Source organism: Terrabacter lapilli (assembly GCF_039531305.1).
In the GTDB taxonomy this organism is placed as follows: Bacteria; Actinomycetota; Actinomycetes; order Actinomycetales; family Dermatophilaceae; genus Terrabacter; species Terrabacter lapilli.
Map to the genome: position 1 here is coordinate 114,969 of NZ_BAAAPU010000011.1, position 25,450 is coordinate 140,418.

The window sequence follows — 25,450 nt, forward strand, 5'->3', positions numbered from 1 at the left end:
ACCGAGGACCACCGACGCGTCGAACGGCAGCGGGCCCCGGACGGTTGCATCCGTCAGGAGCCCGCTGCTCGACGCAGTGTCGGAAGGTGGCGTCAGAAGGCGGACTCGGGCACGTCCATGAGGTCGTTGTCGGTGGCCTCGGCGATCGCGCGCTCGGCGGCCAGCCGCGGCAGGACGTTCTTGGCGTAGAACGACGCCGCCGCGACCTTGCCGCGGTAGAAGTCGGCGTCCTTGCCGGCGGCGCCGGCGTCGAGGGCCTTCTGGGCGACCTCGGCCTGGCGCAGCAGCAGCCAGCCGACGACGAGGTCACCGGCCGCGAGGAGCAGGCGCGTCGTGTTCTGGCCGACCTTGTAGAGGTTGGCCGGGTCGCCGCCCGCGCGCGGGTCGCTCTTCATGAGGTCGCCGATCATGTGGCCGACGATGCCCTGGACGTCCTCGAGCGCCTTGCCCAGAAGCTCTCGCTCCCGGTCGAGCGAGCCGCCGAGGTCCTTGGCGAACTCCTGCATCTGGGCGGCGACGAGCTGCAGCGCCTGGCCCTTGTCGCGGACGATCTTGCGGAAGAAGAAGTCCAGGCCCTGGATCGCGGTCGTGCCCTCGTAGAGGGTGTCGATCTTGGCGTCGCGGACGTACTGCTCGACGGGGTAGTCCTGCAGGAACCCCGACCCGCCGTAGGTCTGGAGGGACTCGGTGCCGAGCAGCACCCAGGCGCGCTCGGAGCCCAGGCCCTTGACGAGGGGGAGCAGCAGGTCGCTGACCCGGTTGGCCAGCTCTGCGGGTGAGCCCTTCTCGAGCGGCGCCGCGGGGTTGCCCGCCTGCGCCTGGTTGACGGCGTCCTGCTGGCTGGCGGCGTAGATGACGAGCGCGCGCAGTCCCTCGGCGTACGCCTTCTGCAGCATGAGCGAGCGGCGCACGTCGGGGTGGTGCGTGATGGTCACGCGGGGTGCCGACTTGTCGGTCATCTGGGTCAGGTCGGCGCCCTGGACACGCTCCTTGGCGTACTCGAGGGCGTTGAGGTAGCCGGTCGACAGCGTGGCAATCGCCTTGGTGCCCACGAACATCCGCGCGTTCTCGATGACCTTGAACATCTGCGCGATGCCGTCGTGGACGTCGCCCAGGAGGGTGCCGACCGCGGGCTCGTGCTCCCCGAAGGTGACCTCGCAGGTCGTGGAGACCTTGAGGCCCATCTTGTGCTCCACGTTGGTGACGTGGGCGCCGTTGCGCGCGCCCAGCTCACCGGTCTCGAGGTCGACGTGGTACTTCGGGACGATGAAGAGGGACAGGCCCTTCGTGCCGGGGCCGGCGCCCTCAGGTCGCGCGAGCACGAAGTGCACGACGTTGTCGACCAGGTCGCTCTCGGCGGAGGTGATGAAGCGCTTGACTCCGGTGATGTGCCACGTGCCGTCGGGCTGCTGGACGGCCTTGGTGCGGCCGGCGCCGACGTCGGAGCCCGCGTCGGGCTCGGTGAGGACCATCGTCGTGTGCCAGGCCTTGTCGACGATGTGCTTGGCCAGCTTCTTCTGGTCGTCGTTGCCGAGGTGCCAGAGCAGGTTGGCGAAGGAGTAACTCGCCGTGAACATGTGGACGGCCGGGTTGGCGCCGCAGACCATCTCGGCGACGGACCAGCGCAGCGACGCGGGGACGACCATGCCCCCGAGCTCGGCGGGCACGTCGAGGTTGCCCCAGTCGCCGTCGACGTAGGCCTTGAACGAGCGCTTGAACGACTCGGGCATCGTCACGGTCTGGGTGGCCGCGTCGTAGACGGGTGGGTGGCGGTCGCTGTCGAGGAGGCTGTCGGCCAGCTCGTTCTCGGCGAGGCGCGAGACCTCGTGCAGGATGTCCTTCGCGGCGTCGACGTCGACGTCGGCGTAGATGCCCTGCCCCAGGACCTCCTGGCGGTCGAAGACCTCGAAGAGGTTGAACTCGAGGTCGCGCACGTTGCTCTTGTAGTGGCCCATTCGGGGGACCCTCCGCGTTCTGTCGCTCGTCGTGCGTCCGCGCCGTCGCCGGCGGGCGCGCGAAGTTACTGGCCGGTTACCTTCATGATGCTACCCACCAGTAACGAACGCAAGGGGTCTCAGACACGGCACAGGCGAGCGCGTGCAAGCGAAAGGGCCCGGTCGGTGACCGGGCCCTTCGACTGGAGCAGGCGGCACGAATTGCACGTACGTCTTCCTTCTGGAAGAAGGCTGTTCTGCTACTGAACTACGCCTGCGAGGCGTCGCCTACCGTAGCAACAGCCGGGCCGCCCGCCAAACCCGACCCGCCCGCAGGCCAGCGCCTACGACCCGTCGCGGACCCGGCGGGCGAAGGCCGACGAGCGGGCCCGCAGCTCCTCGACCCGGCGCTCCACGAGCGCCACCGGGTCGAGGCCGCCCTCCATGCTGCTCGGCAGCCGCCGGGCGTGCGCGGAGCAGCTGAAGTCGGTGTGCACGAGCGTGCCGAGGCTGTTGCCCTCCCGACCCGCCGCGCCGGCGCGCCGGGCCGTGAAGAGGGCGACGTCGCTCGTCGCCACGACGTCCTCGCACCAGGCGCACATGGCGCTGGCCTTCCGAGTCCGCTCGGAGGCCCGCAGGAGGAAGCCGACGGGCTCGTCGTCGACGGGCACGACGGCATACGCACGTTGTGCGTTGCTCCGGTCGGTCCAGCCGAGGTAGTCGAGCGTCTCCCAGCGGTCACCGAGCCGCTCGAGGTCGGGCAGGCTCGCGTGCTTCGCCTCACGCCGGCTGGCGTTCACGAAGGACGCGCGGATCTCTTGCTCTGTCAGGGGTTTCACGGTCGTGCTCCTCATCGGTTCAGGGCATGACCGGATGGCCGGTCAGCCGGGGTGGTGGTGGGTCGCGCTGCCTGTCGCTCTGCGGGCCATGGCGGCCACCACCCTCTCCGGACCCGTTCCCGGGCCCACCACGCTGACGAGCTCGCCGCGCCCTGCGCGCGGCGGCGTCCATCCTGCGGGCTGCGGAGGGGTCGGGTCCACCCCTTTTTCGGTGCGTCTGTCGGCTACGCGTATGCCGTTCGCGACGCAAGCGGCCGAGGGCTGCCCGGGTTGGGCACTGTTTGTCCCGGCAACATCTGCCGATATCTGACGACGATCTATGGATCGGGCGCCGGCTCTGCCACCGTCGAAGTGCTCATCGGCCGGGGTCCTCCCCGGCCGGCCCGCGGCACGCCGAGTCCTGTCCGCCGTCGGGGCAGTCGTGCATCACGTGGACAGGATCGGGAGACCCACTTCCGGGCCGGCAAGGACCGGTCCTCGGGGTGAAGCCGCCATGCGCGGCCGGGCTACCTCCGCCCGAACCCGACAGCTCATCTCGAAGGCGTGGGAAGGAACCCGACCATGTCCGCCACTACCCCTGCACGCCCTGAACGCAGTCCCCGACGACTCCGATCGCTCGCCCTGACACCCCTGCTCGCCGCCGCCCTGCTCCTCGGACTGGGCGGCGCTCCTGTGTCCGGCACCGCCGCCTCGACGAGCCCGACCAGCTCGACCGGCTCGACCGGCTCGACCGGCTCCAAGGGCTCCCCGCCGGGAGCCGGCTCCGCATCCGCCGTCACGCTGGGCACCAGGCCGGTCTACGCGGCTCCCGTGCGCCTCCAGGGCCTCTGGCTGACGGCCGCGCAGGTCGGCAAGTGGTACCGCTGGGGCTCTGCCGGGCCCACGTACTTCGACTGCTCCGGCCTCGTCTACTACGTCTACAGCACGCGGCTGCACCGCTACCTGCCGCGAACCGCCAACGCCCAGCGCCTCGCGACCATCCCGATCTCCAAGTCCTACGTCCTCCCCGGTGACCTGATCTTCTTCATGTCGAACGGGTGGGCCTACCACGTCGGCGTCTACGCCGGCTACGGCAAGGTCTGGCACGCGCCGCGTCCCGGCCAGCGGGTCCAGCTCTCGACGCTCTGGACCAGCGCCTGGGTCGCCGGTCGCGTCCGCTGACGACGCACACCCACGTCGCTCACGAACGACGAAGCCGCAGACCCTGCTGAGGGCCTGCGGCTTCGTGTTCCACCAGGTGTGATGTGAGCGAGCGACGGGAATCGAACCCGCGTATCCAGCTTGGGAAGCTGGCGCTCTACCATTGAGCTACGCTCGCCGGGCCGCCGACCGGACCCCCATGAGGGGTACGTGCAAGGCGGCACGCGGCGTCAGTGTAGCCGACGCCGCGACCGTGCAATGACCGCGACCCCGGGGGCCTCCGACCGTCATGGATCTCGCCAAGCAGACCGCCTTGATCGACCACGTCCGCGAACGCGGGGGAGCCAGGGCCCAGGTGGCTGTGACCCTCGAGCAGTTCTTCGACGGCAACGACTGCGAGTGGTGCATCGCCCCCAACCGGCCGGACGACCTGACCCTCGAGACGGTGCGCACGGTCCTCTTCGAGCTGCGTGACCACCCCGAGGTCGACGACGTGCGGGTCGAGCTGGACGTGCTGGAGTTCGCCGAGTTCCCCGATGACGAATGGCCCTACGCCAGTGGGGTCGCCGTCATCACGACGCTCCAGCCGGAGGAGGTCGACGCGCTCACGGCCGCCGCCGACACCGAGCCGAGCGGCGGGCCGGCGGCCGGTGCGGAGTGGCTGGTCGACGCGCCGGCCGTGCCGGACGGCCACCACTACGTCGGGGTCTGGTGGGACTGATGAGACAGGTGCCCGGCATCGTCACCGGAGAGCTCGAGCAGGTCACCGATGCCCTCTGCTACCACGGCGAGGGGCCGGTGTGGTCGCCGTCGTGGGGCGGCCTGCGCTGGGTCGACATGCTCGCCGGTGACGTGATGTCCCTGCGCCCCGACGGGTCCGTCGACCGCATGCACGTCGGCGACGTCGCGGCGTTCGTGCGGCCGCGCACCAACGGCGGCTGGGTGGTCGCGACCGAGCGCGGGCTGGCGCGCGCCGACGAGCCGGACGGCATACCCACGCCGTGGTTCGACCTCTGGGACGACCCGTCGGTCCGGATGAACGAGGGCGGTGTCGACAGCGAGGGCCGCCTCTGGGCGGGGACGATGGGCTACGACCGCGTCCCGGGCAGCGCCACGCTCTACCGCGTCGACTCCGCCGGCGAGGTCACCGTGGTCCTGCCCGACGTGACGATCTCCAACGGCATCGACCTCTCGCCGGACCACCGCCTGGCGTACTACGACGACACCCCCACGGGCCGCACCGACGTCTTCGACGTGGTCGGCGGCGAGCTGGCGAACCGGCGTCCCTTCGTCGGTCACGCCGTCGGCAGTCCCGACGGGCTGACCGTCGACAGCGCAGGCAACGTGTGGGTCGCCCTCAACGGCGCGAGCCGGGTCCGCTGCTACTCCCCTTGGGGTGACGTGCTCGCCGAGGTCGTGCTGCCGGTGCGGCTCGTCACGGCGTGCACCTTCGGCGGCGAGGACCTGCGCGACCTCTACGTCACGACCTCGCGCGAGAACCTCGACGACCCGGAGCCCCAGGCCGGTGCGCTCTTCCGGGTGCGCGTCTCCGTGCCCGGGCAGCAGGTGCGCGCCTTCGCCGGCTGACCCGGCCACCACTCCGGCCGGCCTCCGACACTGTTGCGCGGGACGCGACAGTGGAACGCAACGGTGTCGTCGCAGCCGCGCCGGCGACCGGGCCCGTATGCCGGCCGGCGCGCTTACGCGTCACACCGGCCCGGGGTGCCCCTCGCCGGGGGAGTCGCCGAACATCGCGACGGCGCGACCGGGCCGGTGCGGGAAGCCGCGGGGACCGCTCGCCCGACCGTCGTGGCCGCCGCGTCCGTCGGCCTCCACGCCGAGCAGGCTGCGCGTGAGCCGCTGGGCGTCGGAGAGCAGCTCGTCGAGGGCCAGGCCCAGGTGGTCGTCGGACGGCGGCTCGTCGGCGAGCGCGGCGGCGAGCACCGCCCGGCGCACGAGCTCCTTGGCGAACGACGCCGTCGTCCCCTCGGTCCGGGCCGCCGCGGCCGACATGGCCTCCGCGCCGAAGAGGTGACCGCCGTAGAGCCGGAGCAGCGAGAGCCGTCCCTCCAGGTCCGGGAGCGGGATCTCGGCGGCGAGGTCGACGCGTCCCGGCCGCTGCGCCAGCGCCACCTCGAGGTCCTCGACGCGGTTCGTGGTGAGGACGAACGCGACGTCCGCGTGGGCGTCGAGCCCGTCGAGGGCGTCGAGGACCTCGAACAGCAGGGGCGTGGCGCCCATCGAGAAGGAACGGTCCTCGGCGACCAGGTCGCAGTCCTCGAGCACGACGATCGCGGGCTGGTGCGCCCTGGCGACCTTCGCCGCGTCGTGGATGAACCGCAGGGAGCCGCCGCTCAGCAGCACGGCCGTCGCGCCCGGCGTCGCCGAGAGCAGGTGGCGGACCGTGTGGGTCTTGCCGGTGCCGGGCGGACCGTAGAGGAGGACGCCTCGCTTCAGGTGCTGCCCCTGCGCCCGCAGGCGCTCGCGCTGGACGCCCATGCCGACGACGTGGTCGGCCACGCGCGCCAGCAGGCCGTCGGGCAGCACGACCGCACCGGCGTCGACCGCGGGACGCTCGACGAAGGTGACGCCGGCCATCCCCGGGCCGTAGGGGTCGCCGCCGAACGTCACGACCTGCCCGCGGAGGATGCTCCGCTCGTCCATGAGCGCCTGGACCCGCGCCATGAGCGCGTCCGAGAGGTCGCGTTCGGCCGACATCACCTCGATGCTTCCCGACTCGCGCCCGAACTGGCGGTTCATGCCCTGCTGGCGCACCACCACGGGTCGCCCCCCGAACCGGAAGAGGCGGATGCCCGAGGTCACGACCTGCCGGCGGTCGTCCTTGCCCGGACCGGTCGGCATGCGGTCGTAGTCGACCTGTCCGACCGGAACGCCCACGCCGTACATGCCGCCGGGCCCCTGCACGAGGTCACCGAGCGACATGTGGTGGCGGGCGTCCCCGGCGATGCCGACGAGCGATCGATCCGGGTCGTCCCCGGCCACCTCGGCCAGGGCGATGTCGGCGTCGACCAGTCGGTGCGGCGGCACCTGCGCCGCGACCACCGCCAGCGTGTGCGGCTCGAGGCCGAGGTGCGCGGCCAGCACGTCCACGAGGCGCGGCCCTCCGGTGTCACGGGGCAGCTGCTCCAGCACCGCCCGCACGACACGGTGGAAGTCGTCGAGGAGCGAGTCCATCCCGGCCGCCCCCGCACCACCCGAACCGTTCGTCCCAGGCTCCATGCACAGACCATAGGGCGGCGTCGCCCCGCTCGGAGGGCAAGCGTCCGAGGTGCTTCCCGCGAACGCGTTATAGCCTCGTCCCCGTGCTGCTCTCCGACAAGGACATCCGGGCCGAGATCGCTGCCGAGCGCGTCGTCCTCGACCCGTGGGACCCGCAGATGGTCCAGCCCTCGAGCGTCGACGTCCGGCTCGACAAGTTCTTCCGGCTCTTCGACAACCACAAGTACCCCTACATCGACCCCGCCGCGGAGCAGCCCGACCTGACCAGGCTGGTCGAGGTCGGTCCGGAGGAGGACAGCTTCGTGCTCCACCCGGGGGAGTTCGTCCTCGGTTCCACCCTCGAGACCGTGACGCTGCCCGACGACCTGGCCGCGCGTGTCGAGGGCAAGAGCTCGCTCGGACGCCTGGGCCTGCTGACCCACGCGACCGCCGGCTTCGTCGACCCCGGCTTCTCCGGGCACGTGACGCTCGAGCTGTCCAACGTGGCGACCCTGCCGATCATGCTCTACCCCGGGATGAAGATCGGGCAGCTGTGCTTCTTCCGCCTCAGCTCACCGGCCGAGAACCCTTACGGCTCAGCCACGTACGGCTCGCACTACCAGGGTCAGCGCGGCCCCACTGCGAGCCGCTCCTTCGCGAACTTCCACCGCACCCGGGTGTGAGCGCCGACCCCGCCGCGACCACCCGGCCCGCCGACCCGACGCCCGTGGAGCCGGGGAGCGGCTCTGCCGGCGAGCCGGCGAGCGTCGGTGGCGATCATTCCGGAGTGCCGCTGCCCACCCTGTCGTGGGACGCGCGGCCGGCGGGTGCCACCGTCGTCGCCCTCGTCATGCACGGCGGTGCCGTCGAGGGTCTCGAGGTCAACCGCGCCTGGTCGCACAACGTCGCCCGGCTCGTGCCCTTCGCCCGCGCGCTCAAGCGGGTGCCCGGGCCGATGGCCGTCGCCCGCCTCCGCTTCCGGGTCCGCGGCTGGAACGGGGACGCGATGCCCGTCGAGGACGCGAGATGGGCGCTCGACCAGGTGCGGACGGCATACCCGGGAGTCCCGATCGCGCTCGTCGGCCACTCGATGGGCGGCCGCGTCGCCCTCTTCGTCGGCGCCGACCCGGACGTGCGGCTCGTGGTGGGGCTCGCCCCGTGGGTCGAGCCCGACGACCCGCACCCGGGAGCCGGCACGCGGACGGTCCTGATCCACGGCGACCGCGACGTCATCTGCTCCCTGGCCCGGACCCGAGAGGCCGTCGAGCGGATGCAGGCCGAGGGCCTCGACGCCTCGCTGGTGCGCGTTGCCCGTGCCGACCACGCGATGCTCGTCCGGTCCCGGCTGTGGACAGCACTCGTCACCGAGGTCGTGGCGGCGACCTTCGCCCCGGAGCTCGGTGGGACAGGGGAGCCGCGCTCGGGCCTGATAGGCGCCGTCGTCGCACGTGTCGCGCACTCCGGCGGAGCCACGGTCGACATCTGACGGAGCGCACGGCCGGCGCCGAGGTTGGACGAGCACCGAGGCCGTATCGGTGCTGGCGGGTACCTTGAGCACCATGATCCGCTTCGAGCGTGTGACCAAGCGCTACGAGGGAGCCCCCGGCTCCGAGGGCGACGGGGCGACCGCGGCGGTCGACGACCTCAGCCTCGAGGCTCCCACCGGCAAGATCACCGTCCTCGTCGGGCCGTCCGGCTGCGGCAAGACGACGACCCTGCGCATGGTCAACCGGATGATCACCCCGACGTCCGGCACCATCTCGATCGACGGCCGCGACACCGCCTCCCTCGACGTCGCCGAGCTGCGTCGGGGCATCGGCTACGTGATCCAGGCCGCCGGTCTCTTCCCGCACCGCACCGTCCTCGACAACGTCACGACCGTGCCGCGGCTGCTCGGCACCGACAAGAAGGCGGCCCGCGCGCGCGCCATGGAGCTCATCGAGCGCGTCGGTCTCGACCCGGCCATGGCCGGGCGCTACCCCGCACAGCTCTCGGGTGGCCAGCAGCAGCGGGTCGGCGTGGCCCGGGCGCTCGCGGCCGACCCGCCGGTGATGCTCATGGACGAGCCCTTCTCCGCGGTCGACCCGGTCGTGCGCGAGCAGCTCCAGAACGAGTTCCTGCGCCTGCAGTCCGAGCTGGGCAAGACGATCCTCTTCGTCACCCACGACATCGACGAGGCGGTCAAGCTCGGCGACCAGGTGGCGGTGCTGCGCGTCGGCGGCGTTCTGGCACAGCTGGACTCGCCGGCCAAGCTCCTCGCCGACCCCGTCGACGACTTCGTCGCCGGCTTCGTCGGACGAGACCGCGGCTACCGCGCCCTGTCGTTCGCGGCGGCCCCCGAGCTGTCGCTCACGGAGGAGCCGACGGTGCGGCTGGGCGCGAGCGCGGCCGAGGTGCGGGCCGTCGGTACGCCGTGGGTCCTGTGCGTGGGGGACGCCGGCGAGCCCGTCGGCTGGGTCCGCGCGGCGGCGGTCGAGTCCGAGGTGACGCGCACGCTGCTCCACCGCGGCGGCACTGTCGCCTCGACCTCCGGTTCGCTGCGCGCCCTGCTCGACGCCGCCCTGTCGTCACCCAGCGGTCGCGGCGTCGTGGCCGACGACGACGGCCGGCTCGTGGGGACCATCCGGGCCGCGGAGGTCGTCCCCGCCATCGAGGCCCGCCGCGACGCGGGCGCGCCGGAGGGGGCGACCGCCCGGTGACCTGGGCCCTCGACCACCTCGACCAGATCGCCACGCGGGCGGTCCAGCACGCGTGGCTCGCCGGGCTCCCGCTCGTCATCGGCCTCGTCGTCGCCCTGCCGCTCGGCTGGTTCGCGGTGCGGCGCCCCCGGCTGCGGGCGGTCGTCCTGACGACCACCGGGCTGCTCTACACGATCCCCTCGCTCGCGCTCTTCATCCTGCTGCCGCCGCTGCTCGGCACCAAGATCCTCGACCCGGTCAACGTCATCGTCGCGATGTCGGTCTACACGGTGGCCCTGCTCACCCGCACGGTCGCCGACGGGCTCTCGTCCGTCGACCCGTCCACGCGGCAGGCGGCCATCGCCATGGGCTACGGCTCCTTCGCCCGCTTCCGTGCCGTCGACCTGCCGCTCGCCGTCCCCGTCATCGCCGCGGGACTACGTGTCGCGGCCGTCAGCAACGTCAGCATCGTCAGTGTCGCCTCGCTCATCGGCATCTCGCAGCTCGGCTACTTCCTCACCGACGGCTACGCCCGTTCGTTCCCGACCGAGGTGTGGGTCGGCATCGTCGCCTGCCTCTTGCTCGCGCTCGCCTTCGACGTCGTCATCCAAGTGGTGTCACGAGTACTGACCCCGTGGACGAGGGCGGTGCCGGCATGATCTTCAGCGACGTCGTCGCCTGGTTCACCGACCCGGCCAACTGGCAGGGCACCGACGGGGTGCCCAACCGGGTGCTGCAGCACCTCGTCTACACCGTGATCACCCTGCTCTTCGCCCTCGTCGTCGCCATCCCGCTGGGAGCCTTCGTCGGGCACACCGGCCGGATGCGCTGGCTCGTCACCGGGGCCAACGCCGCACGTGCCGTGCCGAGCCTGGGACTGCTCTTCGCGGTGTCGATGTTCGTGGGCCCGCTCATCCAGAGCGACCTCGCGTTCGTCATCCCGAGCATCGCTGTGCTGGTGCTGCTCGCCATCCCGCCGCTGCTGTCGGGAACGTATGCCGGCATCGACAGCGTCGAGCCCGCCGCCCGTGACGCGGCTCGCGGCATGGGCATGACCGGGTGGCAGGTCTTCGCCCGGGTGGAGGCGCCGTGTGCGCTGCCGCTCTTCCTCAGCGGCCTGCGCAGCGCCACCCTGCAGGTCGTCGCCACCGCCACCATCGCGGCCTCGGTCAGCCTCGGCGGCCTGGGCCGCTACCTCATCGACGGGCTCGCCTCGCAGGACTACACCCAGATGGTCTGCGGCTCGATCCTCGTGGCGCTCCTGGCGCTCGCGGCCGACGGCATCCTCGCCCTCGTGGAGAGGTATGCCGTCTCGCCGGGAATCTCCGGACGTGCCCCACGTGTTGCTCGTTCACGCGCCACCTCCGATCCCATCACCCATCCCGACTCCACCGGCGCCAACCGCCTGGACCCCGACCCGCGGCAGGCCGCGCTCTGGGTCTCCGACAGCACCGGACCCGCGGAGGCGACCGCCGCCACGGGGACCCCATCCGAAAGGGACCGAACATGACACGCACGCGCTTCTTCGCCGCGGGCCTCCTGCTCGCCGCCGTCGTGCCGCTGGCCGCCTGCGGTGGCGGCGGCAACCCGCTCGACACCTCGTCGCCGGCCGCCGGTGGCTCCACCGGCGGCGGCTCGACGGCCGCCGCAGGCTCGGTCAAGGTCGGCTCCGCCGACTTCCCCGAGGCGGCCCTGCTCGGCGAGATCTACGCGCAGGCACTCGAGGCCAAGGGCATGAAGGTCGCCCGGCAGTTCAACATCGGCAGCCGTGAGACCTACCTCAAGGCCATCACCGGCGGCGAGGTCGACGTGCTGCCCGAGTACACCGGCTCGCTGCTCAACTTCTACGACAAGAGCGCCAGCGTCACGAAGCCCGACGAGGTCTACGCCGAGCTGCAGAAGAAGCTGCCGCAGGGCCTGACCGTCCTCGACAAGTCGGCCGCCGAGGACAAGAACTCCCTCGTCGTCACCAAGGACACCGCGGGCCAGTGGTCGCTGAAGGCCATCCCCGACCTGGCCGCGCACCAGGCCGACCTCACCATCGGCGCCCCGCCGGAGTTCAAGACCCGCCAGCAGGGCCTCGTCGGCCTCAAGTCGGTCTACAACATCACGCCCAAGGACTTCCGCCCGCTGCAGAGCCAGGCGACGGTCGAGGCGCTGAAGAACGGCCAGGTCAAGGCCGCCAACATCTTCAGCACCGACCCGTCCATCGCGGCCAACGGCTTCGTCGTCCTCGAGGACCCCAAGAGCCTCTTCGGGTCCGACAACGTCGTGCCGCTCGTCCGCTCGGACAAGGCCGACAGCCTCAAGTCGGTCCTCAACGCCGTGTCGGCGAAACTCGACACGAAGTCCCTCGCCGACATGGTCAAGCAGGTCGTCGTCGACAAGAAGGACGCGAGCGAGGTCGCCAAGGCGTGGCTCGCCAGCGCCGGCGTCTCCTGACCCGCGCTCGTCGCACCGCCTCGTAGCGGTCGGCGGCAACCGTCACGTGCAGAGGCCCCCGCGTCGGATGCGGGGGCCTCTGCCGTGCGCCGACCGCGTCGTCGTGGGTCCCGCTTCCGTCGAGCGGAGGGCACCAGCCGGGCTGACTCGGCTATGGAGGGAATGTAACACTTCCGAGAATGGTTCTCATGTCAGTCGCGAGAATCCGCGACCACGAGACCCGAGGAGCCCTCATGGCCAAGAACACCGAGCTGCGTCCCGTCGTCACCCTGCGCTCGACGGCGGGCACGGGCTACAGCTACGTGACGCGCAAGAACCGGCGCACCAACCCCGACCGGCTGGTGCTGCGCAAGTTCGACCCGGTCGCCCGGGAGCACGTCGACTTCCGCGAGACCCGCTGACGGCCGAGGCCGTCACGGCGCACACAGCAGGTGGCCACGTCCCGTCGGGGACGTGGCCACCGGCATACCCGGGGTCCGGCAGAGGAGCGTGCGTATGCCGTCGGGCTCAGCCGGCGTAGCTGCGGGCCTTGCGCGTGGGCGTCGTCTCGCGAACCGCGGGGTCGCGCACCGGCCACGACACCACGACCGGGTCGGGGACCAGTGGCGAGAAGGCCGCCATGACGTCGATGCCGTCGCGCAGGAGCTTGACCAGGCGCTCCTCCGGGTCGTCGATGCAGGCCCGGGCGATGCCGTCCACCGCCAGGGCCGCCACCTTGGCTGCGTTGGACGGGCGAACCGCCGCGGGGTTGAAGCCCATGCGGGCCAGGTGGACCCGGGCCCAGCGCTCCGCCGCGGGCGAGCTCGTCAGGGCCGCGCGAGAGGCGGCGGAGAGGTGGCCGGGGGAGCGGCCGTCCTGCTCGGCGAGCACGCGCTCGGCGTTGAGGATGGCCAGGGCCATGAGGTTCTGCCGCTCCTGTGCGGCGACCGGCAGGGCGGCTCGCGCGGCGGTCAGCAGCAGGGCCGTCGTCGCGCGCGGGTCGTCCGGGTTGAGGCCGACGACCTCGGGGATCATCGTCACGAGGCGCTGGCGGTGGGCGTCGTCGAGCATGTCGTTGACGCAGCGGGCCAGGGTGGCCAGCACCGGATGGGTGCAGGTCGGGTGGTCGCTCCAGCGCTCGCCGGCGAGGAACGAGGCCATCTCCATGAAGCACGCACCCTTGCGGGGGCTGCGGTGGCGGCCGCGTGACAGCACCGGCACGCCGTCGGGAACGAAGGGGGCTCGTCGTGACATCGTCGCTCCTCGGGCTCTTCCTCACGGATCCTGCGGACGGATCTCTTCATGGTGCGCCTCGATCGGCGAGTTGACCACCCTTTTGGCACACGTTGCAGCGGTCGTATACCCGCCGCCTCCCGGCTCATGCAGTGCGGGCGTCCCGTGCCCTCATCCGCAGTCCGGCCGGTGGGGCATCAGGTGTGGGGGTGGGACGCCGACAGGTCCGGAAATTCGTCACCGCCTACCCCGCCATGCGGACGGTCGAGGGGTGGAGAGTGTCCGCATGTCATCTCGCAACCTCGCCGCGACCGTCGCCGTCGCGGCCACCCTCACCATCGCGGCCACGGCCACGGCCACGGCCACGGCCGCGCCGGCGGCCGGCTCCTCGAGCCCCTGGGACCACACGGCAGCGGGCACGGTCTTCCTGCCCAACCCCGTCCAGGAGCTCGGGAACGAGTCGCTCACCGACGCCAAGGACGCCGACTACGCGGCCCTCGCGCCCGCGTACCACCGCTTCACGCTGGACCACCTCGACGGCTCGGGCACGCTCACCGGGCAGTACGTGCGGGTCAAGAGCTCGACCGGAGCCGCAGCACAGCTGGTGGGCGGCGCATTCCCGGCCTGGCACCGTGACGTCGACCAGTTCGAGCAGGTCATGGGCTACTTCTGGGTGACGACGGCGCAGGAGTACCTCCAGCACCTCGGCTTCGGTGGTGCCCTACGTCCGGTCAACCAGCGCCAGATCGAGCTGCGGGTCGACCAGTACGGCGGGGACAACTCGTTCTTCCGGGACGACAAGGCGAACATCACCGTCGGCAAGGGCGGCGTCGACGACGCCGAGGACGCCGAGGTGGTCGTCCACGAGTACGGCCACTCGGTGCAGGACGGGCAGGTCCCGGGCTTCGGGACGACGCTCGAGTCCGGGGCGATCGGTGAGGCGTTCGGCGACTACCTCGCCGTCGTCGTCACGAGCTGGCGGGCGGGCACGCCCACGAGGACTCCCGAGGCGTGCGTGGCCGACTGGGACTCCACCTCCTACACGACCGACGTCCCGCACTGCCTGCGGCGGCTCGACCGCACGAAGACCTATCCCGCGGACGTCGTCGGTGAGGTGCACGCCGACGGCGAGATCTGGTCGCGCGCCCTGTGGGACATCCGTGGTGCCCTGGGCGACACGAAGGCGTCCACGCTGATCGTCGAGGCGCAGTTCGACTTCGCGCCCGACACGACGTTCCGTGCCGCGGCGCTCGACACCGTCGCTGCAGCGCAGCGGCTCTACGGCTCCTCTGCGGCCAAGGCGGTCACGGCCGCGTTCCACGCGCGCGGCATCCTGTAGGCCGCGGCGCACGGCCGGCTTGCGTGGAGGTTCGCACCCCGCCCGCGGGGTGCGAACCTCCACGACCACGTATGCCGTCGGGTCGGGTCGCTGCGCCCGCTCACGGGTAGTCGACGACCGTCACCGGCACGTCCGGGTTGGCGGCCGTCGAGGAGCCGCCGACGCCGTTGACGACGTGGCGGATGCCGCCCTTGCCGGTGGACGGGTCGAGGAAGATCGTCAGCAGGTCGTGCAGCCGCACTCCCGGCGTCCGGGGAACCTCGAACGCGTTGGCCGCGAAGACGTCGACACCCTGGTTGAAGAAGCTGTACGAGCCCATGCCGGACCCGGCGAAGCGCTTGACTCCGGGGGAGACGAGCAGCGCCGGATAGCCCTCGTGGTCGGGGGCGGACATCCAGGCGGCCTGGCTCGGCGGGTCGTAGGGCAGCTCGTTCTGGAAGAAGGTCACTGCGCCGTCCTCGCCGTTCCAGATGACCTCGCTCTTCTGGTAGTGCTCGACGAAGAGCCCTGTGGCCGTGACGTGGTCGCCGTTGACGACGACTCCGGTGTCGGCGGTGTTGAGGTTCCAGCCGACGCCGTTGCCGTGGTCGGCCCGCCAGGCCCAGATGTCGTCGAGCACGACGTGGTCGCTGTTGACCTCGAGGCTCACCGCGGCCTTGCCGACGTGCGGTCCGCCGATGCGGAAGAACACGTCCTGCAGCCCGGTCGGGTCTGCCGGGTCGCTCCAGCCGGCGCGCTGCGGGCCCTGACCGGCGGACGCGTGCCGCGTACCCACCTGCAGCAGCACCGGCGAGCTGACGGATCCTGCGTCGAAGGTCAGGCCGGCGATGTCGACGCCGGGCACGTCGGCGACGCTCATCGCGACCTGCCCCGTGGTGGGGGTGAGGCTCGCCAGACCGAGGCCGAGCACGACGGTGCCGGCACGCTTGACCTCGATCGTCCGGTCGAGGTCGTAGACGCCCGGGGTCAGCAGCAGGTGCCGGCCGCGGGCGAGCTCTCGGTTGACCGTCTGCGCCGAGTCCGAGGGCCTGGCGACGAAGAAGTCGGTGAGCGGGATCGAGCGGCCCGGCGTGGGACCGGACGCCCAGCTCACGCCCCTGCTTCCGGTCGCCGCGGAGGGCACGAAGACGCGGTAGGCGCCGGAGTCGTCGCGGTAGAGGTAGGGCTTCTCCCGGCTCACCGACGTCTTGTCGACGGTCGTGTAGGGGCCGCCGCACGCGCCCGCGGGGAAGCACTCGGCCGGAGCGCCCTCGACGCCCGAGAAGACCTGGTTCCAGACGCCGTTGGTCCAGCTGCCCACCGTGCTGTTGCGGGTGAAGAACTGCTGCTGCGACCCGTTGATGACGGTTCCGTCGAAGTGGGAGTCGGCGATGAACCCGCCGCTGGCGAAGGAGGGGCCGGTGCAGTAGTCCATCAGCGTCGTCTGGCCCTTGACGTGGACCCGGCGCAGCGGGGCGGCCTGGGAGACGGCCCAGAACTGGCCGCTGTAGCAGCCGAAGCCGGGGGTCGTCACGTTGACCGTGAGGTTGGACATCGAGCGCCAGAAGTTGTTGAGGGCGATGCACCCGGAGGAGCTGCACTGGTTGCGCACGTAGGCCGAGCCGTTGAGGACGACGTCACCGGGGTTCTGCCCCAGGCCCGCCACCTCGGTGTAGTAGCCGACCTGGAAGTTGAGGGGGTGCTCGGCGCTGCCGTAGGTGCCGGGCGCGAAGAGGAGCGCGTAGCGGGCGCTGCCCATCTCGTTGCCCACCTGCCGGGCCGCGACGGCGTCGACCTTCGCCTGGATCTCCGCCTGCGGCATCGAGGGGTCGAAGACGAGCACGTTGGGCCCGAGGTCGGGTGCGGTCGCGTCGGTGGCCGCGGGGCCGGTGGCTGCCGTCTGGGCCGCCGGCGCCGCAGCGGCGCCGGGTCCGGTGAGCGCGACGCCGGGAACGGCGGCGAGGGTGGCCGAGAGGGCCACGAGGGCGAGCCGGCGGAGCACTCGACCGGGCGGATTGTCACGTTCTCTTCGTTGAGTCATGGGGTGACCTTGGTGGCTGCGGAGGCCCCGGTCAAGGGTTTGTGAGAGCGTTCCCACGGATTGGTTCGCCGGTAGCCCTCCAGCCCACCCCGCACGTGGCGGACGCCCCGGCACAGAGCAGAGCCCACGGCATACGTCGCGGTTGGGTATGCCGTGGGCTGCGTCGGAGCGACGCGCTCAGGAGACGGGCGCGGGCTCCGGGTCGGGCTGGGGCTCGGGCTGCTCGGCCTCGGCCGTCCCGCCACCGCCGTCGCTGCGGCGCACGGCGGCGAGCAGCATCTGGGCGACGTCGACGACCTCGACCTCGTCGGTGGCCTTGCCGTCCTGGATGGCGGCGTTGAGGCCGTCGGAGAGCATCACCTTGCAGAACGGGCAGCCGATGGCGATGCGGTCGGCGCCCGTGGCGAGGGCCTCCTCGGTGCGGTTGGTGTTGATCCGCGTGCCGAGCTTCTCCTCCATCCACATGCGCGCACCGCCGGCGCCGCAGCAGAAGGACTTCTCCTTCGACCGCTCCATCTCGGCGTACTCGACGCCGGGCAGGATCTGCAGGAGCTCGCGCGGCGGGGCGTAGACCTGGTTGTGGCGGCCGAGGTAGCAGGGGTCGTGGTAGGTCACCTTGGCCCCGGTGGAGGCCGCGCCGGTCTGGGCGCTCTCGCCCGGGCGGGCGACGGGCGTCAGGCGCTTCTCGCGGACGAGGCGGTTGAGCAGCTGCGTGTGGTGCAGCACCTCGTACTGCCCGCCGAGCTGCGGGTACTCGTTCTTGATCGTGTTGAAGCAGTGCGCGCAGGTGACGACGATCTTCGTCGCGCCGACCTCGTTGAGGGTCTCGACGTTCTGCTGCGCGAGCATCTGGAAGAGGAACTCGTTGCCGGCGCGGCGGGCCGAGTCGCCGGTGCAGGCCTCTCCGTCGCCGAGGACGGCGAAGCTGACGCCGGCGGTGTGCAGCAGCTCGGCGACCGCGCGGGTCGTCTTCTTGGCGCGGTCCTCGTAGGCGCCGGCGCAGCCGACCCAGAAGAGGTAGTCGACCTCGTCCAGGTCCTCGACGTCCTGGCCGACCTGCTTGACCTCGAAGGGCAGGTCCTTGGCCCAGTCCATCCGCAGCCGCGGCGCGAGGCCCCACGGGTTCGAGTTCTTCTCGAGGTTCTTGAACAGGCCGTTGAGCTCGGCCGGGAAGGCGGACTCGATGAGGTTCTTGTAGCGGCGCATGTCGACGATCGCGTCGACGTGCTCGATGTCGACCGGGCACTGCTCGACGCAGGCGCCGCAGGTCGTGCACGACCACAGGACGTCCTCGTCGATCACAGCGTCGGGCCCGTGCGGGTTGTAGGCCTGCAGCGGGTGGCGGATGTCGTAGCCGGTCTCGCCGACGAGCTGCTCGGTCGCGACGGCGGCCTTCGTCTCGTCGCTGACGTCGCCGTCGGCCGCCTCGATGCCCTTGGCGCGGACCTCCTCCGAGGCGAGCAGCCACGGCGCCTTGGCGTGCGCGTGGTCGCGCAGCGTCATGACGAGGAGCTTGGGGGACAGGGGCTTGTCGGTGTTCCATGCCGGGCACTGGCTCTGGCAGCGGCCGCACTCGGTGCAGGTGGTGAAGTCGAGCAGCCCCTTCCACGTGAAGTCCTCGACCTTGCCGACGCCGAGTGCGGCGTCCTCGTCGAGCTCGTCGACGTTCTCGAAGTCCAGCGGCTTGCCGTCGACCTTGATTGGCTGCAGCTCGCCGAGGCTCGTGCGGCCGTCGGCGTGGCGCTTGAAGAAGATGTTGAAGAAGGCGAGGAAGCGGTGCCAGGCGACGCCCATGGTCGGCTGCAGGGCGATGGTGATCATCCACGCGAAGCTGATGAGGATCTTGACCGCCGCGATGACGACGATGAGGTTCTCGATGGCGCCGACCGACAGGCCCGTGAAGAAGTTGCCGATCCAGCCGGTCAGCGGGAAGTGCAGCGCCGTGTCCATGCCGGTGCCGGTCTTGCGGGCGAGGGTCCACTCCAGGGCGCGGAGCAGGCCGATGCACAGGGTGACGCCGAGGATCGTCAGCTCGACGTAGTAGGCCTGCCACCAGGTGGATCCGAAGAACCGGCTGCGGCGGCCGTCCTCGCCGGGGGCCGAGCGCGGGTGGTTCTTCTGCCGGATCACCATCAGGGCGAGGATCGAGATGAAGCCCGCGAAGGCGAAGAAGTCGGTGACCCACTCGTAGAGGAAGAAGTGGCCGATGAGCGGCAGCACGAAGTCGGGCTCGAAGAGCTGGCCGAAGGCGTTGACCAGCGTGAAGAAGAGGATCCCGAAGCTGATCATCGTGAACCAGTGGGCGACCGCCACGACCGGCAGCCGCGACATGCGGGTGTGGCCGAGGAACTCGCGCACCAGGGTGCGGGTGCGGGCGCCCTTGTCGTCGCCACGGTCCTCGGGCTGTCCCAGCCGGAAGGTCGCGAGGAAGTGGTTCACCGCCTTGACGAACAGGGCGACGGCGACGGCGGTGACGCCGAGGCAGACGACGACGGCGACGATCTGGAGGGCACTCATGGCGGCGAGTCTACTGACGGGTTAACAAGCGCCCGGCGAATGTGACGGCCGTCGCGCCGTGACGCTCGTCCCCTTCGTCCCCGGCCGGACGGCATACGCCCTCTGCCGGGTATGCGGCGAACGCGTCGGCGCGACCGCATGGCGGGCGCATGGTTGGCAACCGATAACAGCGTGTTGGAATATGCATAAGCAGGCTCCGGTTGTCGTAGGCGACCGAGTCCATCGACGGTTCGCCGAACCCAAGCCGAAAGGGCATCCGCAATGCCGATTTACGACGACGTGACCAAGCTGGTCGGCAACACGCCGCTCGTGCGCCTCAACAAGGTGACCGACGGGGCGCAGGCGACCGTTGCGGCCAAGCTCGAGTTCTACAACCCCGCCAACTCCGTCAAGGACCGCATCGGTGTCGCGATCGTCGACGCCGCGGAGGCCAGTGGCGAGCTGAAGCCGGGCGGCACCATCGTCGAGGCGACCTCCGGCAACACCGGCATCGCCCTGGCCATGGTCGGCGCGGCCCGTGGCTACGACGTCGTGCTGACGATGCCCGAGTCGATGAGCAAGGAGCGCCGCGCGCTGCTGCGCGCCTTCGGCGCCGAGCTCGTCCTCACCGACCCGTCCACCGGCATGAAGGGCGCCGTCGCCAAGGCCGAGGAGATCGCCGCGGAGCGGGGCGGCGTGCTGGCCCGCCAGTTCGCCAACGCCGCCAACCCCGAGATCCACCGCAAGACCACCGCCGAGGAGATCTGGAAGGACACCGACGGCGAGGTCGACATCGTCGTCGCCGGCATCGGCACCGGCGGCACCATCACCGGTGTCGGCCAGGTGCTCAAGTCCCGCAAGCCCGACGTGAAGATCATCGCCGTCGAGCCTGCCGAGTCGCCGATCCTCAACGGCGGGCAGCCCGGTCCGCACAAGATCCAGGGCCTTGGCGCCAACTTCGTCCCCGAGATCCTCGACACCGAGATCTACGACGAGGTCATCGACATCGACGCCGAGACGTCCGTGAAGTGGGCGCGCCGCGCCGCCACGGAGGAGGGGCTGCTCGTCGGCATCAGCTCCGGCGCCGCGATCGCCGCCGCGGTCCAGGTCGCCCAGCGCGAGGAGAACCAGGGCAAGACGATCGTCGTGATCATCCCCTCCTTCGGCGAGCGCTACCTGTCCACCATCCTCTTCGAGGGCCTCGTCGACTGAGATGAGCACCGCACCGAAGTTCGAGCGCGAACGCCGCCCGGCGGAGAAGCCGCTGACCCTCGTGCGCGGCGACGGCGGCGCCGGGGCCGTGCACGAGGCGGAGCGTTCCGAAGGCCCCGAGCGCACGTATGCCGGCCCGCTCGGCCTCGTGCGCAAGCTGGCCGACCGCGCGCTCGAGGACGTCGACGGCGCGATCGCGCGCGACCCGGCGGCGAGCTCCCGGCTCGAGGTCGTGCTGACCTCGCCCGGGCTGCACGCCATCTGGGCGCACCGCGGGCTGCACGAGCTGTGGAAGCGGCCTGGCGGCCGGCTCCCGGCGCGCGTGCTCGCCACGGTCGCCCGGTCGGTGACCGGGGTGGAGATCCACCCCGCGGCCCGGATCGGGCGCCGCTTCTTCATCGACCACGGCATGGGCGTGGTCATCGGTGAGACGGCGGAGGTCGGCGACGACGTCATGCTCTACCACGGGGTCACGCTCGGCGGTCGGTCGCTCCAGCACGTCATGCGCCACCCCACCGTCGGCAACCGCGTCACCATCGGCGCCGGCGCCCGCGTGCTCGGTGCGATCCAGGTCGGTGACGACGTGCAGATCGGCGCGAACTCCGTTGTCGTCAAAGACGTTCCGTCGGGAGCCGTGGCGACCGGCATACCGGCCGTCGTGCGCTTCCCGAAGCGCGACGCGACCAACCAGTGGCTCGACCCCGCGATGTACATCTGAGCGCTCCCTGAAGAAGGGCCCCGACCGCGATCCGGCCGGGGCCCTTCGCCGTCCGGGCCGACCCGTGCGCCGGTGGGACAGACCGGCCGATCCGGGGACAGCACCCTGCGGCGCGCCCACAATGAGCGGAGAGCGACCGTTCCCCTCACCGGTCGACGTGCCTTCGAGGCGCCGGTCCGGAGCGATCCGCCAACCCCGGTCTGCTCGGAGGTGAGTCATGGACCGACTGCCGGTCGTCTACGTCCGCGGCTATGCCGGCTCGACCTCCGGGATCGATGCCCAGGTCGACGACCCCTTCTACGGGTTCAACGAGGGCGCCACCCACATCCGCGTGGACGGCGACGGGGACCCGGCGTACTACCAGTTCGAGGGGCCGATGCTGCGGCTCATGACCGACGAGAACTACCGGCTGCTGGTGCGCGGCGACCAGCAGCACTACCTCGAGGCGGCCGACGACGGGTCGCTGCCGCAGGAGTCGCTGTGGGTCTACCGCTTCTACGACCAGGCCGCCACGACGTTCGCCGAACCTCCCCAGGAGGGGGTGCTGGCGCGGCTCTGGAGTCGGCTCCACCAGAGCGTCACGGCCGACGGGTTCGACATCGAGGCGGCTGCTGCGGGCCTCTACGACCTGGTGATGCTGGTGCGCGCCAAGACCGGCGCCCCGCAGGTCTTCCTCGTCGCGCACTCGATGGGCGGCCTGGTCTGCCGCAGCATGATCCAGAAGGTCTGCGCCGGACCGGGGCGGCTGCCCGCGAAGGACATCGTGGCCCGCCTCTTCACCTACGGCACGCCGCACGGTGGGATCGCCTTCGACATCGGCGCCCTCGACTGGGTCCAGGAGACGTTCGGCCCGGCCGGCGCCGACATCTTCTCGCCCGCGAAGATGTACGGCTACCTCACGCCCGGGAAGCGGTTCGGCGACCGGCCGCGATCCCGGGACGACTGGGACCCGCAGGCGCTGGACCCTAGGGTCCTGCCTCCCTCACGGGTCTTCTGCCTCATCGGCACCGACCCGAAGGACTACGGGCCCTCCCAGGTGGTGGTCGGGCCCAAGAGCGATGGCCTGGTCACCATCGAGCGCGCCTACGTGCGCGGCGCCCACCGCGCCTACGTCCACCGGTCGCACTCCGGTCGCTACGGCGAGGTCAACTCGGAGGAGGGCTACCAGAGCCTGCGCCGGTTCCTCTTCGGCCGCTGGGGCGCGACGGTCGCGCTCCGCGGCCTGCCGGCATACCCCTCCGACATGGACAGGCGGCCGGAGGCCGACCGGTGGCCCGTGTGGCAGGCCGACATGCGCCTGACGATCCGCGGGCTCCCCGTCGTGCTGAGTGAGCAGCTGGCCGAGCACTGGTGCCCGATCCAGCTCAACGAGGAGCTGGCGCGGCACGTCGACACCGCGGACACCCCGGTGCCGCTGGCCAGCACCTTCCTCATGGACCCTGGGCACGAGGCCGAGCTGGCGGCGGAGCGGAAGGAGGCGGCGCACCCCGCGGCGCACGGTGGCCGGCTGCGCTACGTCCTCACGCTGAAGGTCTTCAAGCTCGTCGTCACGACGAGCGGCTTCCTCTTCAAGGACCACCTCGAGCAGGTCCCGGAGTGGGCCGACACCCTCATCGTCGACGTGGGGCCGAACCCGGACGGCGGTGGCCTGACGGCCTGGGCCGCGTGGAACAGCGAGGTCAGCGGCCCCAACGACCTCAGCGACCCGATCACGGAGGGACTGCCACCCGAACGCCGGGCGGCGCTCAGTTTCGAGCGGGACGCGGACGGCCAGTCGTGCCGGGTGGCGCTGCCTGACGTCGCGAAGACCCTCCAGGTCCTGGGGGAGCAGGCCTACCTCAGGCTCACCGTCACCGACCGGCTGGACGAGACGACGCCGAGGTGAGTGGTGAGGGCGTCGGTGGCGGTGGTGACCGATGCAGATATGACGAGCGGGGTGCCTGTCGCTAGCGTGTCCTCTGACACCCGGGCTCGTGCCGGAGGTCTGGAGGGCTCGCATAGTGGCCGAGTGCGGCGGTCTTGAAAACCGCTATGGGTTCATAGCCCATCGTGGGTTCGAATCCCACGCCCTCCGCCATTGCCGTTCTCGCCGCTTGTCCTCGCGCTGCGACGATGCGCCGTGGCGCGCTTTCCGCCGGTCTGGCGGTGGGATTCCGGCCGCGACTGCGCCGTGGCGCACTTTCCGGCCGGCCGCCTGGAACCGCGGGCATGAAAAAAGGGGCTCCGGAGATCCGGAGTCCCTTTCGCTTTCGAGCGCCGGCCCGACGTGGCGCCAGCGGTCGCACGCGCTCAGAAGAGGCCGAGCCTCTCCTCATACGTCGTGCTGGAGTTGTACTGACCGACCGGCAGTGACCTGGACGGACGGTTCATGGCCGCGAAGAACGACACGATGTACGACATCTCTGTATTCAGTTTCCTTGTGCCAGAGCCTCGGTCGCTGCCGACCGGTGCTCGGTGGTCGACCGTCATTGCGGGACGGTCAGGACCGGCGGACCATCCGCGACCCCGCCGGGAGCGTGGCCGGGTCGCGGATGACGTCTGCAGGGCAATGGTAACAGTTCGGCAACCATGCCCCATACCACCGTTGACCTTTGAGTGGCCGCGTGAGATACGAGGGTGTGAGTAGACGCGGAGGCCACGAGCCGACCCCGGAGACCGCCGAAATCCTGGCTCGGATCGCCCCGGTGGACCTGCCCTCCGCGAGCCCCCTGGTCCTGCGCGGCCGCAGGTTCGACGCCTCGTCCCCTGCCGTCATGGCCATCGTCAACCGCACCCGCGACTCCTTCTTCAGCGGCAATCGCCACGCCGACCTCGAGTCGGCCAAGGCGGCCTTCCTGGTCGCGGTCGAGCAGGGCGCCGACCTCGTCGACGTCGGCGGGGTCCGCGCCGGCCAGGAGGGCGAGGTGGTCGACGCCGACGAGGAGATCCGACGGGTCGTGCCCTTTCTCCAGTGGGCCCGGAGCGAGCACCCCGACGTCGTCCTCAGTCTCGACACGTGGCGCTCGGAGGTGGCCCGCGAGGCGGGTGGCGCGGTCGACCTCGTCAACGACACCTGGGCCGGTCACGACCGCGACCTCGTCCACGTCGCGTCGGCCATCAGCGCCGGCTACGTCATCTCGCACACCGGCGGTCTGCCTCCGCGCACCGACCCGGTCGACGTCAGCTACGGCGACGACCCGCTCGACGTGGTGCGCGACGTCGTGGAGGCCCTCTGGCACGGTGCCCGCGCAGCCGAGCGTGCCGGCATACCGAAGGAGAGGGTCCTCGTCGATCCCACTCTCGACTTCGGCAAGACGACGGCCCACTCGCTCGAGGTCCTACGCCACACGGCTGACGTGGTCGCGCTCGGATACCCTGTGCTGCAAGCGATCTCGCGCAAGGACTTCGTCGGTGAGTCGCTCGCGCTGCCTGCCGAGGAACGGCTCGAGGGATCGCTCGCCGCGACCGCCGTGGCCGCGTGGCTGGGCGCCACGGTGTTCCGGACGCACGACGTGCGAGCCACCCGCCGTGCCCTCGACATGGTCGCCACGATCCGCGGCGACCGCCCCCCTCGGCTCGCCGTTCGGGGTGTGCCACGTGGCCATCGGGCGAACGGATCCTGAACGACGAAACTGTGCTTGCGATCCATCGGGCCGACCGGTCGGTAGTCTGCTAGGTTCGTCGCGGTTGCAGTTGCAGTTCCTCGCAGTCGAGCAGGCGCCCGTCATCCGCAACGATGACGGGATTTTGTTATCGACATCGGTGGGTTCGCCCGTCGAGTGGAGTCAAAGCGGCGACTTGGGATGCGCGAGGTGCGTCGTTCCACACGCTAAAGAAGGAAGAGTTACCCGTATGGCACAGGGCACCGTCAAGTGGTTCAACGCTGAGAAGGGCTTTGGTTTCATCGCCCAGGACGGCGGCGGCCCCGACGTTTTCGTCCACTACTCGGCCATCCAGTCGAACGGCTACCGTTCGCTGGACGAGGCGCAGCGAGTCGAGTTCGAGGTCACGCAGGGCCCCAAGGGCCCGCAGGCCGACGCAGTTCGCCCGCTCTGATCAACTCGAGATCAACGCAACGAGCGACACCCAACCTCAGTCGTTTGTGACAGGACCCCCCGGCTCGTGCCGGGGGGTCCTGTTGTTGTCGGGACGGGTCGTTCCCGGGCCCTGAGGTCGGGGAGGCGCCGACCGAACCGGGAGCAGAAGCCGGAGCGGCGGCCAC

22 protein-coding genes, 3 tRNA genes and 1 riboswitch are annotated in these 25,450 nt (G+C 71.0%); of the genes, 17 read left to right on the top strand and 8 right to left on the bottom strand.

All coding sequences use genetic code 11. The features are described 5' to 3' along the window. Nucleotides 1–92: 92 nt before the first annotated feature. From ABD241_RS18080 to ABD241_RS18090, 3 genes are all read right to left on the bottom strand, one after another. A complete protein-coding gene (locus ABD241_RS18080) occupies nucleotides 93–1,955 on the bottom strand; it encodes an acyl-CoA dehydrogenase (RefSeq protein ID WP_344065996.1) in 1,863 nt (620 codons plus the stop codon). A gap of 183 nt (nucleotides 1,956–2,138) precedes the next feature. Then, nucleotides 2,139–2,212 (bottom strand) — tRNA-Gly (locus ABD241_RS18085). 66 nt (nucleotides 2,213–2,278) lie between these two features. Then, on the bottom strand, nucleotides 2,279–2,773 hold the full coding sequence (locus ABD241_RS18090; protein WP_344065999.1) for an FBP domain-containing protein: 495 nt from the start codon (nucleotides 2,771–2,773) through the stop codon (nucleotides 2,279–2,281). A gap of 391 nt (nucleotides 2,774–3,164) precedes the next feature. After that, nucleotides 3,165–3,327: riboswitch (cyclic di-AMP (ydaO/yuaA leader) on the top strand. A 7-nt stretch (nucleotides 3,328–3,334) separates the two neighbouring features. Here ABD241_RS18090 and ABD241_RS18095 point away from each other — a divergent pair. Then, on the top strand, nucleotides 3,335–3,934 hold the full coding sequence (locus ABD241_RS18095) for a C40 family peptidase (RefSeq protein ID WP_344066001.1): 600 nt from the start codon (nucleotides 3,335–3,337) through the stop codon (nucleotides 3,932–3,934). Between the two features lie 86 nt (nucleotides 3,935–4,020). Here ABD241_RS18095 and ABD241_RS18100 read toward each other — a convergent pair. Continuing rightward, nucleotides 4,021–4,091 (bottom strand) — tRNA-Gly (locus ABD241_RS18100). Nucleotides 4,092–4,226: 135 nt separating this feature from the next. Here ABD241_RS18100 and ABD241_RS18105 point away from each other — a divergent pair. Beyond that, nucleotides 4,227–4,634 carry a hypothetical protein gene (locus tag ABD241_RS18105; protein WP_344066004.1) on the top strand — a complete coding sequence of 136 codons (408 nt, stop codon included), beginning with the start codon at nucleotides 4,227–4,229 and terminating at the stop codon, nucleotides 4,632–4,634. Continuing rightward, the gene (locus ABD241_RS18110) at nucleotides 4,634–5,500 is read left to right on the top strand and encodes an SMP-30/gluconolactonase/LRE family protein (protein WP_344066007.1); all 867 of its coding nucleotides are present in this window, start codon (nucleotides 4,634–4,636) and stop codon (nucleotides 5,498–5,500) included. Before ABD241_RS18105 ends, ABD241_RS18110 begins: the two co-directional genes overlap by 1 nt. A gap of 120 nt (nucleotides 5,501–5,620) precedes the next feature. Here ABD241_RS18110 and ABD241_RS18115 read toward each other — a convergent pair whose 3' ends face one another. Next, nucleotides 5,621–7,153, bottom strand: a complete 1,533-nt coding sequence (locus tag ABD241_RS18115) for an AAA family ATPase (RefSeq protein WP_344066010.1) — start codon at nucleotides 7,151–7,153, stop codon at nucleotides 5,621–5,623. 83 nt (nucleotides 7,154–7,236) lie between these two features. On the opposite strand from ABD241_RS18115, the gene dcd reads away from it, so the two are divergent. The 7 genes from dcd (at nucleotide 7,237) to rpmG (ending at nucleotide 12,653) form a co-directional block, all read left to right on the top strand. After that, entirely contained in the window at nucleotides 7,237–7,815 is a 579-nt protein-coding gene (gene dcd, locus ABD241_RS18120) for a dCTP deaminase (RefSeq protein ID WP_142220821.1), read from the top strand. Further along, nucleotides 7,812–8,618, top strand: a complete 807-nt coding sequence (locus ABD241_RS18125) for an alpha/beta hydrolase (protein WP_344066017.1) — start codon at nucleotides 7,812–7,814, stop codon at nucleotides 8,616–8,618. Before dcd ends, ABD241_RS18125 begins: the two co-directional genes overlap by 4 nt. 73 nt (nucleotides 8,619–8,691) lie before the next feature. Further along, entirely contained in the window at nucleotides 8,692–9,831 is a 1,140-nt protein-coding gene (locus tag ABD241_RS18130; RefSeq protein WP_344066020.1) for an ABC transporter ATP-binding protein, read from the top strand. Continuing rightward, nucleotides 9,828–10,469, top strand: coding sequence for an ABC transporter permease (locus ABD241_RS18135; protein WP_344066023.1), 642 nt, complete (start codon nucleotides 9,828–9,830; stop codon nucleotides 10,467–10,469). The genes ABD241_RS18130 and ABD241_RS18135 overlap by 4 nt, the downstream gene beginning before the upstream one ends. Then, complete coding sequence (locus tag ABD241_RS18140; RefSeq protein WP_344066026.1) at nucleotides 10,466–11,320, top strand: ABC transporter permease; 855 nt, start codon at nucleotides 10,466–10,468, stop codon at nucleotides 11,318–11,320. Before ABD241_RS18135 ends, ABD241_RS18140 begins: the two co-directional genes overlap by 4 nt. Next, nucleotides 11,317–12,252 carry an ABC transporter substrate-binding protein gene (locus tag ABD241_RS18145; RefSeq protein ID WP_344066028.1) on the top strand — a complete coding sequence of 312 codons (936 nt, stop codon included), beginning with the start codon at nucleotides 11,317–11,319 and terminating at the stop codon, nucleotides 12,250–12,252. The genes ABD241_RS18140 and ABD241_RS18145 overlap by 4 nt, the downstream gene beginning before the upstream one ends. 233 nt (nucleotides 12,253–12,485) lie before the next feature. After that, entirely contained in the window at nucleotides 12,486–12,653 is a 168-nt protein-coding gene (rpmG, locus tag ABD241_RS18150) for a 50S ribosomal protein L33 (protein ID WP_344066965.1), read from the top strand. Nucleotides 12,654–12,759: 106 nt separating this feature from the next. Here rpmG and ABD241_RS18155 read toward each other — a convergent pair whose 3' ends face one another. Next, the gene (locus ABD241_RS18155) at nucleotides 12,760–13,485 is read right to left on the bottom strand and encodes a hypothetical protein (protein ID WP_344066032.1); all 726 of its coding nucleotides are present in this window, start codon (nucleotides 13,483–13,485) and stop codon (nucleotides 12,760–12,762) included. A gap of 265 nt (nucleotides 13,486–13,750) precedes the next feature. On the opposite strand from ABD241_RS18155, the gene ABD241_RS18160 reads away from it, so the two are divergent. Then, the gene (locus tag ABD241_RS18160; RefSeq protein WP_344066035.1) at nucleotides 13,751–14,803 is read left to right on the top strand and encodes a M4 family metallopeptidase; all 1,053 of its coding nucleotides are present in this window, start codon (nucleotides 13,751–13,753) and stop codon (nucleotides 14,801–14,803) included. A 100-nt stretch (nucleotides 14,804–14,903) separates the two neighbouring features. On the opposite strand, the gene ABD241_RS18165 is transcribed toward ABD241_RS18160, so the two are convergent. Continuing rightward, entirely contained in the window at nucleotides 14,904–16,823 is a 1,920-nt protein-coding gene (locus ABD241_RS18165; protein ID WP_344066039.1) for a glycosyl hydrolase family 28-related protein, read from the bottom strand. A 177-nt stretch (nucleotides 16,824–17,000) separates the two neighbouring features. Further along, nucleotides 17,001–19,340, bottom strand: coding sequence for a heterodisulfide reductase-related iron-sulfur binding cluster (locus ABD241_RS18170; RefSeq protein ID WP_344066042.1), 2,340 nt, complete (start codon nucleotides 19,338–19,340; stop codon nucleotides 17,001–17,003). Nucleotides 19,341–19,601: 261 nt separating this feature from the next. Here ABD241_RS18170 and cysK point away from each other — a divergent pair, with 261 nt between their 5' ends. The 6 genes from cysK (at nucleotide 19,602) to ABD241_RS18200 (ending at nucleotide 25,284) form a co-directional block, all read left to right on the top strand. After that, entirely contained in the window at nucleotides 19,602–20,531 is a 930-nt protein-coding gene (cysK, locus tag ABD241_RS18175) for a cysteine synthase A (RefSeq protein WP_142181997.1), read from the top strand. A 1-nt stretch (nucleotide 20,532) separates the two neighbouring features. After that, on the top strand, nucleotides 20,533–21,249 hold the full coding sequence (gene cysE / locus ABD241_RS18180; RefSeq protein ID WP_344066049.1) for a serine O-acetyltransferase: 717 nt from the start codon (nucleotides 20,533–20,535) through the stop codon (nucleotides 21,247–21,249). Nucleotides 21,250–21,466: 217 nt separating this feature from the next. Next, nucleotides 21,467–23,134 (top strand): esterase/lipase family protein, encoded by a 1,668-nt coding sequence (locus ABD241_RS18185; RefSeq protein WP_344066052.1) that lies wholly within the window; start codon nucleotides 21,467–21,469, stop codon nucleotides 23,132–23,134. A gap of 101 nt (nucleotides 23,135–23,235) precedes the next feature. Then, a tRNA-Ser gene (locus ABD241_RS18190) sits at nucleotides 23,236–23,326 on the top strand. Between the two features lie 607 nt (nucleotides 23,327–23,933). Beyond that, complete coding sequence (gene folP / locus ABD241_RS18195; protein ID WP_425580825.1) at nucleotides 23,934–24,851, top strand: dihydropteroate synthase; 918 nt, start codon at nucleotides 23,934–23,936, stop codon at nucleotides 24,849–24,851. A 229-nt stretch (nucleotides 24,852–25,080) separates the two neighbouring features. Then, nucleotides 25,081–25,284 (top strand): cold-shock protein, encoded by a 204-nt coding sequence (locus tag ABD241_RS18200; protein ID WP_013491183.1) that lies wholly within the window; start codon nucleotides 25,081–25,083, stop codon nucleotides 25,282–25,284. The last annotated feature ends 166 nt before the right edge of the window (nucleotides 25,285–25,450 follow it).